Origin of the sequence: Neomoorella stamsii (assembly GCF_002995805.1) — a bacterium.
GTDB classification, from domain to species: Bacteria; Bacillota; DSM-521; order Neomoorellales; family Neomoorellaceae; genus Neomoorella; species Neomoorella stamsii.
This window is the reverse complement of record NZ_PVXL01000023.1, coordinates 35952-51494: the sequence shown is the minus strand read 5'-3', so window position 1 is coordinate 51494 and position 15543 is coordinate 35952. Positions and strand designations below refer to the sequence as shown.

Below are 15543 nucleotides of genomic sequence, written 5' to 3'. Positions count from 1 at the left end.
ATGTTACCCGCCCGCTATCAATCATATGCCGGTAACCTTAACTGAAGACCGCCTGGTGGTACCTGGCAAGATTTACTTTTTCCCTTTTTAGCGTCAAACTATGTCTGAGTCCCCCGGTAATTATGGTTGCAACCGGAGGTCCAAGGGTCTAAAATAAACCTGGAGGCGAGGTAAATGTTTGTAGGTCTGGATATGGGTGGCACCCATACCGATGCCGTCCTCGTTGCGGGCGGCCGCATTCAGCGCCACTATAAAACAAATACCGACCAGGCGGACTACTTCGGCACTGTTACCCGGGCCCTGGAAGCTATCCTGGCCGGTATCAATCCCTCATCAATCAAGCGCCTCAATTTAAGCACAACCATCTGTACTAACGCCATCGTTACCGGTCGCACCAGCCCCGTAGGTTTACTCCTGGAGCCGGGGCCGGGCTTAAATCCCGCTATACTCACCTGCGGCCAGAAAAACTTTATCCTCTCGGGGTCCATCGACCACCGCGGCCGCCCTGCCAGCCCTCTGGTAGAGGCGGAGATTAAGGCTGCCGACAGGGAGTTGCAGCAGGCCGGCATCCGCCACCTGGCCATTGTCGGCAAGTTCTCAACCCGTAACCCGGAACACGAACTTGGCATAAAGGAGGCCCTGTCCCCTGGCTACGATTTTATTACCACCGGCCACCGCCTGTCAGGCCGGTTAAACTTCCCCCGCAGGGTCTTTACCGCCTATCTGAATAGCGCCGTCGCTGCTACCTATAGTTCCTTTGCGGCCGCCATTAAAACTTTTACTGCCAAAAAGAAATTACCCTTTGCTCCCGATATTTTAAAGGCCGATGGCGGCACCCTGTCCCTAGAGGCCTCCCTGTCCTTACCCGTAGAGACCATCCTTTCCGGCCCTGCGGCCAGCATCATGGGCGCCCTGGCCCTGGTGCCTACTTCGCAAGATGCTATCATCCTGGATATAGGCGGGACCACCACTGATATTGCCTTCCTGGCCGGCGGTGTGCCCCTCTATGAACCCCAGGGCATCAATCTGGCTGGCTATCCTACCCTGGTGCGGGCGCTGTTCAGCTACTCCCTGGGCCTGGGTGGCGACAGCTGCCTGCGGGTAAAGGAGGGCCGTTTAACCATTGGCCCCGACCGCCAGGGGCCGGCCCGGGCCCTGGGCGGCCCGGCCGCCACCCCTACCGATGCCCTCATTACCCTGGGCCGCCTGGACCTGGGTGATACGGCTGCCTCCCGTCAGGGCATAGCCGAATTGGGCGATAAACTGGGACTTAGTACACTGAATATGGCCGCAGCGATTTTGCAACAAATGGTGGGGGAAATTGCCCGACAAAGCCGCGCCCTGCTGGCTAAAATCAACAGCCGGCCGGTCTACACCGTCCGCGAAGTGCTGGCAGGTAAGCAATTACAGCCCGCCCAGGTGATTGTCATTGGCGCCCCGGCGCCCGTACTGGCGGACGAGCTGGAAGCTGCTTTCGGCCTCCCGGTCACCGTCCCCAACCTGGCCGGGGTGGCCAATGCCATCGGGGCAGCTTTAAGCCAGCCAACTACGGAGTTAACCCTCCTGGCCGACACCGCCCAGGAAGTTCTAACTGTTCCCGAAGAAGGTATCCGGGAAAAGATCCCCGCCAGCTTTAACCTGGACCGGGCCCGTAACCGCGCCCTGGAGCTTTTACGAGAGCGTCTCGTGCGCCTGGCCCCGGAAGTGGCCGGCTCCGAACTGGAAGTAGTGGAAGAACAATCCTTTAACATGGTTTCTGGTTTTTATACTACCGGTAAAAATATCCGGGTAAAAGTTCAGGTTAAACCCCGGGTCACCCCCCTGAAGGGAGATGCGGAATGATGTATAAAGCCGCCCGTCGCCTGGGCCTGGTCTTCTTCCCGGCCTTTGACTGGGCCATCAGCCCTACCCACCCGGAACGGGAAGAGCGGCTCCTCTATACCCAGGACCAGGTCCTGGAAGAAGGCATCCTCGATATTGACGGCATCTATGAATACCGCCCCCGCCTGGCAGCAGTCGCGGATGTGGAAAGGGTGCATGTCTGTGTTCCTGATGTCATGTCCCGGGTCACCGAATCCCACCTGATAGCCGCCGGCGGCGCTATAGTGGCTGCCGAAGCCGTCCTTAAAGGTGAGGTGGATAAAGCCTTTGCCATCGTCCGGCCGCCGGGGCACCATGCCATGCGCATTGTCCACGGTGCCCGGGGTTTCTGCAATATTAATATAGAAGCCATTATGATCGAATATATCCGCCGTCATTATGGTAAAAAGCGCATCGCCATTGTGGATACCGACTGCCACCACGGCGACGGCAGCCAGGACATCTACTGGCATGATCCAGACACCCTTTATATTTCTTTGCACCAGGACGGGCGTACCCTCTACCCCGGCACCGGCTTCTTAAATGAGTTCGGGGGACCGAACGCCTTCGGTTACAATTTAAACCTGCCCCTACCTCCTGAAACGGGCGAGGAAGGTTTCCTCTACGCCCTGGAACATTTCATCCTGCCCGTACTGGCCGATTTTAAACCCGATCTGGTCATCAATTCCGCCGGCCAGGATAACCATTATACCGATCCTATCACCAACATGCGTTTTTCGGCCCAGGGTTACGCCCGCCTGAATGACCGCCTGCAACCGGATATCGCCGTCTTAGAGGGTGGCTACTCCATCGAAGGTGCCCTGCCCTATGTCAATGTGGGAATTATCCTGGCCCTGGCCGGCCTGGATTACTCCGGCATCCGGGAACCCGACTACAGCCCGGCCATGGTGGCCCAGTCACCCCGGGTCAGTGATTATATAGCCCGCCTGTGCGATGAAACTTACCGGGCCTGGCAGCAGCGGGAAACACTACGGGCTGAATATGTCCGGGATAAAAAAGAAATCAGCCGCCGGCGCCAGATCTATTATGACACCGAGGGGCTGATGGAAACCCAGGAAGAAACAACGTTAGTATGTGATACTTGCGGCGGGCTGACCTGGATCGACTCGCGGACCGACCGGGGTCGCCATATCCTGGCCATCTTTATCCCCCCGGACGCCTGCCCCCGCTGCCAGGAAGAGGGCCACGCCCTCTTTGAACGCACCTCTGCCGGGGCTTATAGGGACGGTATTTACCTCCAGAACCGGGTTGCGGATCAGCTGTTAAAGAAATAATTTTGGAAAAGCCTAAAAAGCTCCCTTGATAACTTCAATCCCCGTCACTCTCTCATGCCGGTCCAGCCATACGGCCACCACATCAAAACGACAGGGACGGTTGCTCAAACCATGCCTGCTAAGGTAATAATTAGCCAGGCGGCGCAGGCGCAACTGTTTGCGCACGTCAACTGACTCCTGGGGTGTACCGAAGGTGCCTGAAGAACGGGTGCGCACCTCGACAAAAACAACTTCCTCGCCGTCGGCAGCAATGATGTCTATTTCTCCCAGGGGGCAGCGGTAATTGCGCGCCAGCAGCCGGTAGCCATAGCGTTCTAAATAAGCAGCGGCGGCTGCCTCCCCTAGCTGGCCGCGCCGCCGCCGCGCCACAGTCATGGCTATGCACCTCTTCTCAAGGTATCTTCTCAAGGCATAAAGAAGGACACTGCCGAGTTCATGGCATAATCGGTCAATGGGGTCGGGTAAATCCCCAGGATGAAGAGGACCAGCAGGGATACAACCATGGCTACCTGGAGGCCGGGAGCTACCCGCACCGGCCGGCTCCCCTCCGGCGGATTACCCAGGTACATGGCCTTAGCCACCAGCAGGTAGTAGTAGACGGAAACCATACTCATCAGGATACCGAGGATGGCCAACCAGATATAACCCCGGGAGATAATGGACATGAACAGGTAAAACTTGCCTACAAACCCGGCCATGGGCGGTATCCCGGCCAGGGACAGGAGGGAAAAGAGCATTACTGCCGCCACCAGAGGTGAACGCCTGGCCAGGCCGGCATAATCCTTGATCTCATCGCTCCCCTCGGTGTTGTAGAAAGCCGTGGCCGCCATAAAGGCGCCCATGTTACCGAAGACGTAGAGCATAGCGTAGTACATAATAGCCCCGATGCCTAAGACCGAGAAGGAAACAACACCCAGTAGCAGGTAGCCGGCCTGGGAGACGCTGGAATAGGCCAGTAGCCGCTTGATATTGGTCTGGGGGATGGCCACCAGGTTCCCCAGGACCATGGTCAGCACTGCCAGGGCGATAAAGAGCTGCACCCAGAAGTTGTGCAGGTCCGGCAGGGCCCCGAAAAACACTCGCACCAGGGCGGCAAAGCCGGCGGCCTTGGAAGCCACCGACAGGAAACCAGTTACCGGCGTCGGTGCTCCCTCATAAACATCGGGAGACCACATGTGAAAGGGTACGGCCGTAACCTTGAAGGCAAAACCAGCGAGGAGAAAGATGGTTCCCAGGAGGAGGGACGGGCTGGCGCCGCCGGCCGCAACCGCCTGGCCAATCTGCTTGATTACCGTGCTACCGCTGGCCCCATAGACCAGGCTCAAGCCGTACAGGAGAATGGCCGAGGACATGGCCCCCAGCAGGACGTACTTGATACCGGCTTCGGCCGATTTGGCATCATTCAGGTGATAGGCGGCCAGGATGCAGAAGGTAATAGTCATCAATTCCAGGCCCAGGTACAGGCTGATCAACTCGCCGGAAGAAGCCAGGACCATCATCCCCAGGGTCGCCAGCACCAGCAAAGCATAATATTCTCCCTGGTTAAAGCCCATCTTTTCTACATAATCAAAGGAACAAACAGCAGTCAGGAGGGCCGCGGCCAGGAATAAAACTTTAAAATAGGTGCCGAAGGGGTCGATAACATAACCGCCCAGAACTACCCCGCTAGCATCCCGCATGCTAAAGGCAGCCACCATTAGGCCGGCCAGGCCGGCGGCAGCTACATAGCCAATACCCCGGCGATCACTTTTGGGTACCAGGAGGCCTAATGCCAGCAAGCCCAAACCCAACGCTGCCGTTAAGATTTCCACCGTTAGTAGATAAAGATTCGTCATTAGAAAATACCCCCTATCGCCTTCGCAGCTTCTATCTTAGCTACGAGCGGGGCTATACCGCTATTAATCATGTCAATCTGGAGGGAGGGCAACAAGCCAAAGAGGATCAGGGTGGCAACTAAAACGACAATGGGCACCATCTCAACGCCGTGGGCATCCTCAAGGTGATCCCATTCGGTTTTCCGCGGGCCAAAGAAGGTATTCTTGACCACCCTTAAAACATAGGTGGCCGTTATGACAATACCTGATATGGCCAGGACTGAAAGGATCCGGTAGGATAGGAGGCCACCCAGTAAAGACTGTTCCCGGGTAAAGGAACCCATGAAAATAAGAAACTCGGCCACAAAGTTATTGAGTCCCGGCAGTCCCAGGGAGGCCAGGCCGCCAATGAGGAAGCCGGCCGCTACCCGTGGCATCTGGTGGGCCAGGCCACCAAAGCGGGCAATTTCCCTGGTATGGGCCTTATGGTAAACATTACCTACCAGGGCAAAGAAGAGGGCCGTCATGATGCCATGGGCAAACATCTGGGCTACGGCTCCGTTCAGGCTCAAGGTATTGAGGGCGGCTATCCCCAGCAGGACGTAACCCATATGGCTGACGCTGCTATAACCGATAACAAACTTGAGGTCTTTCTGGACCATGGCAATCATGGCCCCGTAAACGACATTAACTATACAGAGTACGGCAATGAGGGGCGCCCAGTATTTGGCTCCTTCAGGAAAGAGGAAAACGCCCACCCTGATGAGACCGTAGGCCCCCAGCTTCATCAAGACACCGGCGTGGAGCATGCTGACCGCCGTCGGCGCGGCCACGTGGCCGTCCGGTGACCACAGGTGCAGGGGCCAGATGGGCACCAGCACCCCAAAACCGATTAACATCAAGAAAAAGACAAATTTCTGGAAGCCGAGGTCATACTTAACTGCCGCCAGGGTCTGGATGTCAAAGGTGGCATGACCCAACTGCTGCGCAGCGTACAGGAAGGTGGCAATAATACCAATCAGGGCAAAGGCGCTGCCGACCAGGAGGTACAGGGTCAGCTTCATGGCCGCATATTCTTTCCTGGTACTGCCCCAGATACCTATTAAAAGGTACATTGGGATCACCGCTACCTCGAAGAAGAGGTAGAAGAAAAAGAGATCGCGGCTGATGAAGACCCCGAAAACCCCCGTCACCAGCATTAACAGGAAAATAAAGAATTCCTTCACCCGTTTGGTCATATCCCAGGAAGCAAAGACGCCGGTAAAGATAACTATGGCCGTCAGCAGTACCATAGGCATGCTCATCCCGTCGACACCGACGGAGTAATTAATGCCAAAAGACGGCACCCAGGTAATATCCTGGAGGAATTGCAGGCCCCCCCGGCCGTGATCAAAGAGCACGTAGGCCAGGATGGCCAGCACCAGGGATACAAAGGTGGCCACAGCGGCGGTAATCTTAATGGTTAGCTCTTCTCTTTCCGGGATCAGCAGGATCAAGAGGAGCCCCACCACCGGGGCCAGCATAATGGCCGTCAAGATGGGAAAATTCACTGGATCACCCCTCCTAACACCGGTGCCGCCATCCAGAGGGCAATAATCACGACGGCGGTGAAGATCACCAGGGCGTAGGTCTGCAGGTTCCCCGTCTGGAGGAAGCGCAGTTTCTGGCCCGAGATACGGGTCACATCGCCGACACCGTCAAAGATGCCGTCAACTACATGGCGGTCGTGCCAGTTAAAGGCTTCAGACAGTCCCAGGACAACACGGCGGAAAAGCCACATATAAATTTCGTCGATATAAAACTTGTTCACTAATAACGTATAGATGCTGCGATAACGGGTCGCCAGTTTTTCCGGCACGTCGCTGGGACGTCCATAGAGCAACCAGGCCAGGCCAATACCGGCCAGGGCTACCAGCGTCGAAAGCAACATGACGGCATAGTTTGGTTCCACGTGATGGGGTTCACCATAATAAACAAAGGTGCTGAAACCGTGGCTGACAAAGGGCGCCCCCGCGAAACCTGCTACCACTGAAAGTACGGCCAGGATAAGCAGGGGTACGGTCATGGTTAAAGGCGACTCATGGCCATGGAGGCCGGCGCGCCTGTTGCCAAAAAAGGCCACGAAGATCAGGCGGAACATATAAAAGGCCGTCATGAAGGCTACCAGAGTGCCCAGAATATAAAGGCCGGTAAAGCCATGGTCAAAGGCAGCGGCCAGGATTTCATCCTTGCTCCAGAATCCGGCCAGGGGCGGGAGCCCGGCCAGGGCTAAAGCAGCAATAATAAAGGTGCTGGCAGTAACCTTCATATCCTTGTACAAGCCACCCATGCGGAAAATGTCCTGTTCTTCCAGGGCATGGATCACGCTGCCTGCTCCCAGGAAGAGGAGGGCTTTAAAGAAGGCATGGGTCATGAGATGGAACATGCCGGCCGTCATGCTACCTACGCCCATGGCCATGACCATGTAGCCCAGCTGGCTCATGGTCGAGTAGGCCAGGATCCGCTTGATGTCCCGCTGGGCAACGGCAATGGTAGCTGCCAGTAAAGCCGTAAAGCCGCCCACATAGGCAACTAGCAGCATGATGCCGGGCAGGCTGGCAAAGAGGACAAAGGCCCGCGCCAGTAAATAGACACCGGCAGCCACCATGGTCGCGGCGTGAATCAGGGCGCTCACCGGCGTGGGGCCTTCCATGGCATCAGGCAGCCAGACGTGCAGGGGAAACTGGGCCGACTTGCCGATGGGGCCGATAAATACCAGGGCTGCCGCCAGGGCTAAAAAGCCGGTATTTTGATAGCCGGGAATGGCCTCGGCCAGTTCCCGGAAATTAAAGGTACCAAACATGGCGAAGAGGAAGAAAAATCCCAGCATAAAACCGAAGTCGGCCACCCGGTTGGTGACAAAGGCCTTCAAGCCGGCCCGGGCTGCCGAGTGTTTATGATAGTAAAAGCCAATAAGAAGGTAAGAGCAAAGTCCTACCAGTTCCCAGAAGAAAAAGATCATAAAGTAGTTATTGGCCAGGACCAGGCCCAGCATGGAGGCGCTGAAAAGGGACAGGTAACTGAAGAAGGAAGAAAAGCCCGGGTCGCCGTGCATATAGCCTACCGAGTAAATTTCCACCAGCAGGGCCACCAGGGTAACTACTAGGAGCATTACTGCGGCCAGGGGGTCAATCAAGATCCCGGCCTCAATCTTTAAAAGTCCCGGGATCTGGAGCCACGGGGCAGCATACTCTACCGGTTTTTCCATGGTTACACCGAGGAGAAAAACTTCCCGTAATACCCCGACGGCCATGACAAAGCTGGCAGCAATTGCAGCAATAGCCACCAGGGCGCTTAAAAGGCGCACTTTCCGCGTCAGGAAGATAATGATGGGAAACGCAACGGCGGGAAAAACCGGTATCAACCAGGCATACTTGATCACGGGATATCACCTGCCTTATTGACGAATTACCATCTCAGCCAGTCAAGGTCATCCACGTTGCTATCCAGGCGCCGGCGGTAGATATTTAAGACCAGGGCCAGGCCAACGGCTACTTCGGCTGCGGCCACGACAATGACAAAAATGGCAAAGACCTGGCCTGTCACCCGGGCCGGTTCCAGGAAATGGTTAAAAGCTACCAGGTTAATATTAACGGCATTAAGCATTAACTCGATTCCCATTAAAACGGCGACGGCATTTCTCTTGGCCAGGGCACCAAAGAGGCCGATGCAGAAAAGCAGGCCGCCCAGGGCCAGGTAGTGATTTAAGGTAATCACTGGTCCTGTTTCCCTCCCCTCGCCAGGAGTATAGCCCCCACCATGGCCACCAGCAAGAGTACAGCCGCTATTTCAAAGGGGATGGCAAAACGGCCCAGGAAAGCATCGGCAATGGCCCCCACATTACCTGCCGGAGCCTGACCGGGAGTAGCCGTCCAGGCCATACGGCCCGTGGCCAGGGTGATCACGATAAACAGGGCCAGGGAAACAACAGCAGCCGCCAGGTAATTGACATTAAACAGGTTGCTGGCCCGGATGTCCCCCCGCCGGATGAGCATGACGGCAAAGACAATAAGAATGGCAACGGCGCCGGCATAGACCAGCAACTGTACGGCTGCCAGGAACTCGGCATTGAGGAGGATATAGAGCCCGGCAACGCCGACAAAGGTCAAGACCAGGTACAGGGCGCTGTGCACGATATTTTTTAAGAGGACGACCGCCAGGGCGGAGGCGATGATGATAGCCGCCAGCAGCCAGAAGAAAAGGGCACTCATATCAGGCACCTTTTTTCACCTCCGCTGCCGGGCCGGCCAGCAGATCCTGCTCGGTATCCTCATAGCGATAGCAGGCCAGCTCAAAGTCAGGCTGCCAGTGCAGGGCATCCTGGGGACAACTTTCCACACACAGGCCGCAGAAGAGGCACTGGCCAAATTTCACCCGGTAACCAGTAAGCCGGCGCTTCTTCTGCTCGTCGCGCTCGCTCTCGATAATAATGGCATGATTGGGACAGGCACTGGCGCACAGGCCACAGGCAATGCATTTCTCCCTGTCCAGGCGCAAGGAACCGTGGGAAGCCGGGGGCAGGTTGGGCCGCCGTTCTGGATACTGTTCCGTTACTGCCTTGCCAAAACAAAAGTGCCAGGTAATACTTAAACCCTTCAGTAAACCTTGCCCGAACATCCTACCACCTCCCCAGGGTTAGCAGCTGGTAAATCTTAATACCCACACCGGTCACCAGGATGTTGGCCAGGGACAGGGGTAACAATACCTTCCAGTTAAAGCTCAGCAGGTGGTCGATGCGGATCCGGGGAAAGGTCCAGCGCACCCACATGAAGATGAAGATCATAATATAGACTTTAATAAGGAACCATAACCACGAGGGCAACCACGGCCCGTGCCAGCCCCCCAGGAAAAGGGTTACCGCCAGGGCAGAAACGCTGACCAGGTTGGCATACTCTGAGAGATAAAAGAGGGCGTAACGCATCCCGGTATATTCTGTATAGGGACCGGCGATAATCTCCTGTTCCCCTTCCACCAGGTCAAAGGGGGCGCGGTTCACTTCCGCCGTGGCCGCAATAAAGTAAATAAGAAAGGCCACCGGCTGGAGCAGGATATACCAGACCTTTTCCTGAGCAGCAACAATCTGGGAAGTCTGCAAGGAGCCGGCCAGCATAATCACCCCCAGCAAAGAAAAGGTCAGGGGGATTTCATAACTTACCATCTGGGCTACCGAGCGCATACTCCCCAGCAGGGCGTATTTATTGTTGGCCCCCCAGCCGCCCATTAAAATGGCTATGGTCGTGGTCGAGGCCACTGCCAGGAAATAAAAGACACCAATATTTAAATCAACAGGTATCATCCCTTTACCAAAGGGGATGATGGCATAGACCATGACCGCCGGGATAAAGATGATTATCGGGGCAATAATAAAAACCCATTTATCAGCCCCGCGAGGTATAATATCCTCCTTGCCCAGGAGCTTTACGGCATCGGCTACCGGCTGGAGGAGCCCGCGGGGTCCCAGGCGATTGGGCCCAAGCCGCTGCTGCATATAAGCGCTTACTTTCCGTTCCAGGTAAATCAAATAAATGGCATTAAGAAAGATAAAGGCTAAGACACCCACCAGGTACATAAGTCCCATCCCCAGGGTCTGGACCCATGGCGGTGCCCCGGCAAGTAGCCCCTTTATATAGGCGGCTATGCCAGTAAAAATATTTTCCATAGCCATCTATCCTCTCCCTTTAATCAAAACTCCCGTTCACCGGTCAACCTCACCCAGAACAATATCAATAGAGGCGATGTTGACAACAAAATCCTGGATATTACCGCCTTCGGCTATTCTGGGCAAAGCACCTAAATTAACAAAGGAGGGGCTGTGAATGTGCAGGCGGTAGGGCTTATTGCCGCCGTCGCTTACCAGGTAAAAGCCCAGGATTCCTTTGGCGCCCTCGATCTGGTGGTAAACTTCTCCCTTGGGCGGTTTAATTACCCGGGGCACTTTGGCCGTTACCGGCCCGTCGGGGAGTCCTGCCATGGCCTGGCGGATAATGCGGGCGCTCTGTTCCATCTCCAAAAGGCGAATAACAAAGCGGTCATAGCTATCCCCGTTGTTTAAAGTGGGAATATCGAATTCGAAGCGGTCATAAATACCATACGGCCGCGCTTTACGCAAATCAAAGGGCAGCCCGCAGGCGCGAAGATTAGGCCCCGAGATGCCATAGGCCAGGGCCGTCTCCAGGTCAATCTTACCCACGCCCTGGCAACGGGCCTTAAAGATTTCATTACCGGTAATCAGGCCGTTCATTTCCGCAATCAACTGGGGCAGGTCGTCTAAAAAAGCTTCCAGGGCTGGTAAGAAGCCCGGCGGGATGTCGGCAGCCACACCACCGATGCGCATATAGCTCACCGTCAGGCGTGAGCCACAGGTCATCTCAAAGAGATCAAGTATCCGCTCCCTTTCCCGGAAAGGGGGAAACCATGCCGTCCAGCCGGACACATCCAGGGCCATGGAAGCAACCATGAGCATGTGGCTGGCTATCCGGGACAGCTCGGCCATGATTATGCGCAGATACTCGGCTCGCTCCGGCACCTCTATACCCATCAGTTTTTCAACCGTCTGGACATAACCCAGGTTATTTAGCATCCCAGCCAGGTAATCGAGACGGTCGGTGTAAGGGATGACCTGGGTGTAGGTGCGGTCTTCAGCCAACTTTTCTATGCCCCGGTGCAAATAACCAATAATATTTTCGACCTTGACTACTTTTTCACCATCCAGGGTTAGAAGGGCCCGGTAAACGCCATGGGTACTGGGGTGCTGGGGGCCCATATTGAGCTCGATTTCCTGAGTCAGCAAATCTTCCCTGGCAACGGCCATGACCTATTCCCTCCCTTCTTCTGCATTTAACTGGAAATCCTTCCGCAAGGGATGGCCGGTAAAATCATCGGGACAGAGGATGCGTTTCAGGTTGGGGTGCCCTTGAAAAGTGACCCCCATGAGATCATAGACTTCCCGTTCCTGGACATCGGCTGCCGGCCAGATAGCAGTTAGCGAAGGAACTTCCGGGTGCTGGCGGTTGAGGTTCACCTTTACCCTTAGCTCCCTGGCTTCCGGCACGGCCAGCAAATGGTATACCATTTCTATCCGTTCGTCGTCCTTGTAATCTACCGCCGTGATGTCGGCCAAAAAATTAAAACCCTGTTTTTCCTTCAATTCCTTCATTAACGCCAGCAACTGGTCGGCCGGTACAACCAGGGCCGGCATGTCACCGCCTTCCTCCCCTTGAATACCAGGGAAAAGGCGCTGCAATTCTTCAATTAAACCGGTCATTTCACTTCACCAGCACTGCTTTAGGATTGATCACTTTTTTCTTTAGCTGCAGGAGGCCGTTAATCAAAGCCTCCGGACGTGGGGCGCACCCGGGAACATAGACATCCACCGGCACAATAGTATCTACTCCGGGCACAACGTTATAAGAATCCACAAAGGGGCCGCCGCTGATGGCACAGCTCCCCATGGCGATAACCCACTTTGGCGCCGGCATCTGCTCGTAGAGGCGCCGTAAAAGGGGTGCCATTTTTTTCGTTACCGTTCCCGCCACAATCATCAAATCAGCCTGGCGCGGCGAAGGCCGGAAAACTTCGTAACCAAAACGGGCAATATCATAACGGGCGCCGCCGGCAGCCATCATTTCAATGGCGCAACAGGCCAGGCCAAAGGTTAGCGGCCAGAAGGAATGGGCCCGGCAGAAATTGAGCATATAATCTACCGTCGACAGGATAATGTTGTCAGGCACTTGGGGTTCTGGCGGTCTTAACCTGGCTACAGCCACTTTAACGCACCCTCCTTCCAGGCATACCAGAGGCCAATTACCAGGATGCCGATAAAAATAATCATTTCAATAAAAGCGAATAGCCCCAGCACTTGAAAGCGTACCGCCCAGGGGTATAAAAAAACAGTTTCGACGTCAAATAATAAAAAGACCAGAGCATAAAGGAAGTAACTGACTTTAAACTGGACCCAAGTTGGTCCCTGGGTTTCCAGGCCGCATTCATAGGTGGCTACCTTGTCCCCCACCGCTCTTTCCTTGGGGCGGAGGAGCCAGTTGGTTGCCAGGGCGGCGATGGCCGTAGCTGCCCCGCCAACCAGGAAAATGGCTATTATCCCATACTGCTGCAACACCCTTGGCACCTCCTTTCCATAATGGGCCCCATAACCTTTGGCAATACTCTAATACTTATTCGCCATATTTATGGAAATCCCTGCTTTTCACCACCAAAGCGTTTTTAAAACTTAAGCGGTGCAGTGAAGTGGGGCCTAGACAGGCCAGGGCACGCCGGTGCTCTGGCGTTGGGTAACCCTTATTTTCAGCCAGGCCATAGCCTGGAAAAACAGCGTCGTAGGCCACCATCAGTTCATCCCGGGCCACCTTGGCCAGGATCGAGGCGGCCGCAATGGAGGCGCTTAACGCGTCACCGCCTACCAGGGGCGTCTGGGGTACAGGTAGACCCGGTAGTTTCAAGCCATCAACTAAAACGTGGTCGGGCTTTATGGGTAAAGCCATGAGGGCCCGCCACATGGCCCACCGGGAGGCCACCAGGATATTCAGGCAATCAATCTCTTTAACCGAAGCCCAGCCCACCGCCCAGGCCAGGCTGGCTTTTTTAATTGTCCCCGCCAGTTCCTGCCGTTTGCGGGGTGGTACTTTTTTCGAATCATTGAGGCCGGCGATAAACAACCCCGGTGGTAAAATAACGGCAGCTGCAGTTACCGGCCCGGCCAGGGGCCCACGGCCGGCTTCATCCAGGCCGGCTATATATACGGCACCCTGGCGCTGTAAGCGCCGCTCCCAGGCGTAAAGGGCATCTACCCGCTCCTGCTCCTCCAGGCTTACACCCTGCACTTCGACCACCTGTTTTACCACCTATATAAGATTACCACCACTTAAGCCATGTTTCAAGGCATAAAGGGCCGCCTGGGTACGATCGCTAACGCCAATTTTATGAAAGATATTCGTTAAATGGTTTTTTACCGTTTTTTCACTAATATATAAGTCCCGGGCGATCTCGCGGTTTGATTTCCCCAGGCTGACGTGAACTAAAATTTCCCGTTCCCTTGGCGTTAAAGGTAGCCCTGCATCAGATAAAGTAACAGGCAGGTCCTTCTTCTGGATATAATCAATTACCTTGGGGGCAATACCGGGGTGAATTACCTGGTACCCCTGGGCTACCTGGAAAATAGCTTTGACCAGCTCTTCCGCGCCGATGTCCTTAAGGACATAGCCGGAGACCCCGGCCCTTAGCAATTCAATAACATATTCCTCGTCATCATGAATGGTCAGGGCCAGGATGCCGGTTTGGGGCAGTTCCCGGCGGATTACTTTGGTGGCTTGGATACCATTTAAACCCGGCATGTTAATATCAATTAAAATTACGTCCGGACGATGGCGCCGGGCCATGGCAATGGCTTCCTGCCCGTCCCTGGCCTCGGCAACCACCTGGATACCCGGCTCCAGTTCCAGGATCTTGCGGATGCCTTCCCGTACCAATGGGTGGTCATCAGCAATGACAATGGTAATCTTGCTGGCTGCCACAACTTCCACCCCCTCCCTGCTGTTGCGGTATAACGGTGGCAACTGCCTCGTAAAAATAATGACGCTCTTCAGCCAGTTTGCACCGCAGCCTGGCTTCTTCCACGCGGGCCACCGCGGCGATGCTGTAGAAGTAGTAGTGCATGATCACGGTAGCTCCAGGGTAAAGCGCCCTAAATATCCTGCCCGGAAATCGTTAACCAGGGCCAGGGCCGTCTTTTCCTGGTCAACTATACCGCCGGGCAGGAGATAACCACGCCGGCGACCGATGGCCTCGAGTAAATTAGCACCCTCTGCCTCCTGCCTGGTGATACCGTATCTTGTCACCAGTACTTCCGGGGCTTTACCGAGTAAAAATTCACCCACCAGATTAGCTATCTCGGTAACGGGCAGGATACCTTCCGGGGCACAACCAATGGCTCCCAACCACAGGGCCGTCCCCGGTTCCTGCCAGTGGGACCAGAGGACACCCGGGGTATCTAAGAGTTCCATATTACCCTCAATACGGATCCACTGGGGCCCGCGGGTAATCCCGGGCCGGTCACCGGTACGGGCCGCTCCCCGTCCCGCCAGGCGATTTAACAGTGAAGATTTACCCACATTGGGTATCCCGATGGCCATCACCCTTAATGGCCGCGCCCGCAGTCCCTTTTGAGCCAGTTTTTCCCTTTTTTCCTTCGCTGTACCGGCCAGTTGCTGGCGTAAAGCCCGCACGCCCTCCCCTGTCCGGGCATTGACGGCTACGGCAGGCGTCCCCCCCGCCTGGAAGACTTCCAGCCAGCGCGCCGTGGCCACGGGGTCAGCCAGGTCGGCCCTGGTTAAAACCAGAATCCGCGTCCTGTTGCCAAGGATTGTCCCCAGGTCAGGGTAACGGCTGGCAGCAGGCAGCCGGGCATCTGCTACTTCCAACACAATGTCAACAAACTTCAGGTAATGGCGCAAGGACTTTATTCCTGCCGGCATACTGCCACCCACCCTGAAAATGGAGGTCTGAGCCTGGTAGTTACGCCT

18 protein-coding genes are annotated in these 15543 nt (G+C 55.5%); 2 read left to right on the top strand and 16 right to left on the bottom strand.

What is annotated here, in order from left to right; genetic code table 11:
* Positions 1 to 174 precede the first annotated feature (174 nt).
* Both MOST_RS03485 and MOST_RS03480 read left to right on the top strand, forming a co-directional pair.
* A complete protein-coding gene (locus MOST_RS03485) occupies positions 175 to 1842 on the top strand; it encodes a hydantoinase/oxoprolinase family protein (protein ID WP_054937375.1) in 1668 nt (555 codons plus the stop codon).
* Complete coding sequence (locus tag MOST_RS03480; protein ID WP_054937376.1) at positions 1842 to 3155, top strand: histone deacetylase family protein; 1314 nt, start codon at positions 1842 to 1844, stop codon at positions 3153 to 3155. Before MOST_RS03485 ends, MOST_RS03480 begins: the two co-directional genes overlap by 1 nt.
* A 12-nt stretch (positions 3156 to 3167) precedes the next feature.
* Here MOST_RS03480 and MOST_RS03475 read toward each other — a convergent pair whose 3' ends face one another.
* Genes MOST_RS03475 through ylqF form a run of 16 tightly spaced genes read right to left on the bottom strand, consistent with a single transcriptional unit; the run spans position 3168 to position 15495 of the window.
* The gene (locus MOST_RS03475) at positions 3168 to 3530 is read right to left on the bottom strand and encodes a YraN family protein (protein WP_054937377.1); all 363 of its coding nucleotides are present in this window, start codon (positions 3528 to 3530) and stop codon (positions 3168 to 3170) included.
* A gap of 29 nt (positions 3531 to 3559) precedes the next feature.
* Positions 3560 to 4990, bottom strand: a complete 1431-nt coding sequence (locus MOST_RS03470) for an NADH-quinone oxidoreductase subunit N (RefSeq protein ID WP_054937378.1) — start codon at positions 4988 to 4990, stop codon at positions 3560 to 3562.
* Entirely contained in the window at positions 4990 to 6519 is a 1530-nt protein-coding gene (locus tag MOST_RS03465; RefSeq protein WP_054937379.1) for a complex I subunit 4 family protein, read from the bottom strand. The genes MOST_RS03470 and MOST_RS03465 overlap by 1 nt, the downstream gene beginning before the upstream one ends.
* Positions 6516 to 8390, bottom strand: a complete 1875-nt coding sequence (gene nuoL / locus MOST_RS03460) for an NADH-quinone oxidoreductase subunit L (protein WP_054937380.1) — start codon at positions 8388 to 8390, stop codon at positions 6516 to 6518. The genes MOST_RS03465 and nuoL overlap by 4 nt, the downstream gene beginning before the upstream one ends.
* A 26-nt stretch (positions 8391 to 8416) precedes the next feature.
* Complete coding sequence (nuoK, locus tag MOST_RS03455) at positions 8417 to 8725, bottom strand: NADH-quinone oxidoreductase subunit NuoK (RefSeq protein ID WP_054937381.1); 309 nt, start codon at positions 8723 to 8725, stop codon at positions 8417 to 8419.
* A complete protein-coding gene (locus MOST_RS03450; protein ID WP_054937427.1) occupies positions 8722 to 9219 on the bottom strand; it encodes an NADH-quinone oxidoreductase subunit J family protein in 498 nt (165 codons plus the stop codon). Before MOST_RS03450 ends, nuoK begins: the two co-directional genes overlap by 4 nt.
* Position 9220: 1 nt before the next feature.
* Positions 9221 to 9625 (bottom strand): NuoI/complex I 23 kDa subunit family protein, encoded by a 405-nt coding sequence (locus tag MOST_RS03445; RefSeq protein WP_054937382.1) that lies wholly within the window; start codon positions 9623 to 9625, stop codon positions 9221 to 9223.
* Position 9626: 1 nt separating this feature from the next.
* Positions 9627 to 10667 (bottom strand): NADH-quinone oxidoreductase subunit NuoH, encoded by a 1041-nt coding sequence (nuoH, locus tag MOST_RS03440; RefSeq protein WP_054937428.1) that lies wholly within the window; start codon positions 10665 to 10667, stop codon positions 9627 to 9629.
* 36 nt (positions 10668 to 10703) lie between these two features.
* Entirely contained in the window at positions 10704 to 11819 is a 1116-nt protein-coding gene (locus MOST_RS03435; RefSeq protein ID WP_054937383.1) for an NADH-quinone oxidoreductase subunit D, read from the bottom strand.
* A gap of 3 nt (positions 11820 to 11822) precedes the next feature.
* On the bottom strand, positions 11823 to 12272 hold the full coding sequence (locus tag MOST_RS03430; RefSeq protein WP_054937384.1) for an NADH-quinone oxidoreductase subunit C: 450 nt from the start codon (positions 12270 to 12272) through the stop codon (positions 11823 to 11825).
* Position 12273: 1 nt separating this feature from the next.
* Positions 12274 to 12774, bottom strand: a complete 501-nt coding sequence (locus MOST_RS03425) for an NADH-quinone oxidoreductase subunit B (RefSeq protein WP_106007026.1) — start codon at positions 12772 to 12774, stop codon at positions 12274 to 12276.
* Positions 12765 to 13124 (bottom strand): NADH-quinone oxidoreductase subunit A, encoded by a 360-nt coding sequence (locus MOST_RS03420; protein WP_054937386.1) that lies wholly within the window; start codon positions 13122 to 13124, stop codon positions 12765 to 12767. The genes MOST_RS03425 and MOST_RS03420 overlap by 10 nt, the downstream gene beginning before the upstream one ends.
* Before the next feature lie 55 nt (positions 13125 to 13179).
* Positions 13180 to 13854, bottom strand: coding sequence for a ribonuclease HII (gene rnhB, locus MOST_RS03415; RefSeq protein WP_244267121.1), 675 nt, complete (start codon positions 13852 to 13854; stop codon positions 13180 to 13182).
* A gap of 12 nt (positions 13855 to 13866) precedes the next feature.
* Positions 13867 to 14535 carry a response regulator gene (locus MOST_RS03410; RefSeq protein WP_054937387.1) on the bottom strand — a complete coding sequence of 223 codons (669 nt, stop codon included), beginning with the start codon at positions 14533 to 14535 and terminating at the stop codon, positions 13867 to 13869.
* Positions 14501 to 14677: a hypothetical protein gene (locus MOST_RS17160; protein WP_157049491.1), complete on the bottom strand. Its 177-nt coding sequence runs from the start codon at positions 14675 to 14677 to the stop codon at positions 14501 to 14503. The genes MOST_RS03410 and MOST_RS17160 overlap by 35 nt, the downstream gene beginning before the upstream one ends.
* A 2-nt stretch (positions 14678 to 14679) precedes the next feature.
* Positions 14680 to 15495, bottom strand: coding sequence for a ribosome biogenesis GTPase YlqF (gene ylqF / locus MOST_RS03405; protein ID WP_054937388.1), 816 nt, complete (start codon positions 15493 to 15495; stop codon positions 14680 to 14682).
* Positions 15496 to 15543 lie beyond the last annotated feature (48 nt).

What these genes read in the sequence shown, in the direction of transcription:
- nuoH (WP_054937428.1), bottom strand. Translation starts at nt 10,667, where the DNA reads ATGGAAAATATTTTTACTGGCATAGCCGCCTATATAAAGGGGCTACTT.
- MOST_RS03445 (WP_054937382.1), bottom strand. Translation starts at nt 9,625, where the DNA reads ATGTTCGGGCAAGGTTTACTGAAGGGTTTAAGTATTACCTGGCACTTT.
- MOST_RS03450 (WP_054937427.1), bottom strand. Translation starts at nt 9,219, where the DNA reads ATGAGTGCCCTTTTCTTCTGGCTGCTGGCGGCTATCATCATCGCCTCC.
- MOST_RS03435 (WP_054937383.1), bottom strand. Translation starts at nt 11,819, where the DNA reads ATGGCCGTTGCCAGGGAAGATTTGCTGACTCAGGAAATCGAGCTCAAT.
- MOST_RS17160 (WP_157049491.1), bottom strand. Translation starts at nt 14,677, where the DNA reads ATGCACTACTACTTCTACAGCATCGCCGCGGTGGCCCGCGTGGAAGAA.
- MOST_RS03475 (WP_054937377.1), bottom strand. Translation starts at nt 3,530, where the DNA reads ATGACTGTGGCGCGGCGGCGGCGCGGCCAGCTAGGGGAGGCAGCCGCC.
- MOST_RS03485 (WP_054937375.1), top strand. Translation starts at nt 175, where the DNA reads ATGTTTGTAGGTCTGGATATGGGTGGCACCCATACCGATGCCGTCCTC.
- ylqF (WP_054937388.1), bottom strand. Translation starts at nt 15,495, where the DNA reads ATGCCGGCAGGAATAAAGTCCTTGCGCCATTACCTGAAGTTTGTTGAC.
- MOST_RS03430 (WP_054937384.1), bottom strand. Translation starts at nt 12,272, where the DNA reads ATGACCGGTTTAATTGAAGAATTGCAGCGCCTTTTCCCTGGTATTCAA.
- MOST_RS03470 (WP_054937378.1), bottom strand. Translation starts at nt 4,990, where the DNA reads ATGACGAATCTTTATCTACTAACGGTGGAAATCTTAACGGCAGCGTTG.
- MOST_RS03480 (WP_054937376.1), top strand. Translation starts at nt 1,842, where the DNA reads ATGTATAAAGCCGCCCGTCGCCTGGGCCTGGTCTTCTTCCCGGCCTTT.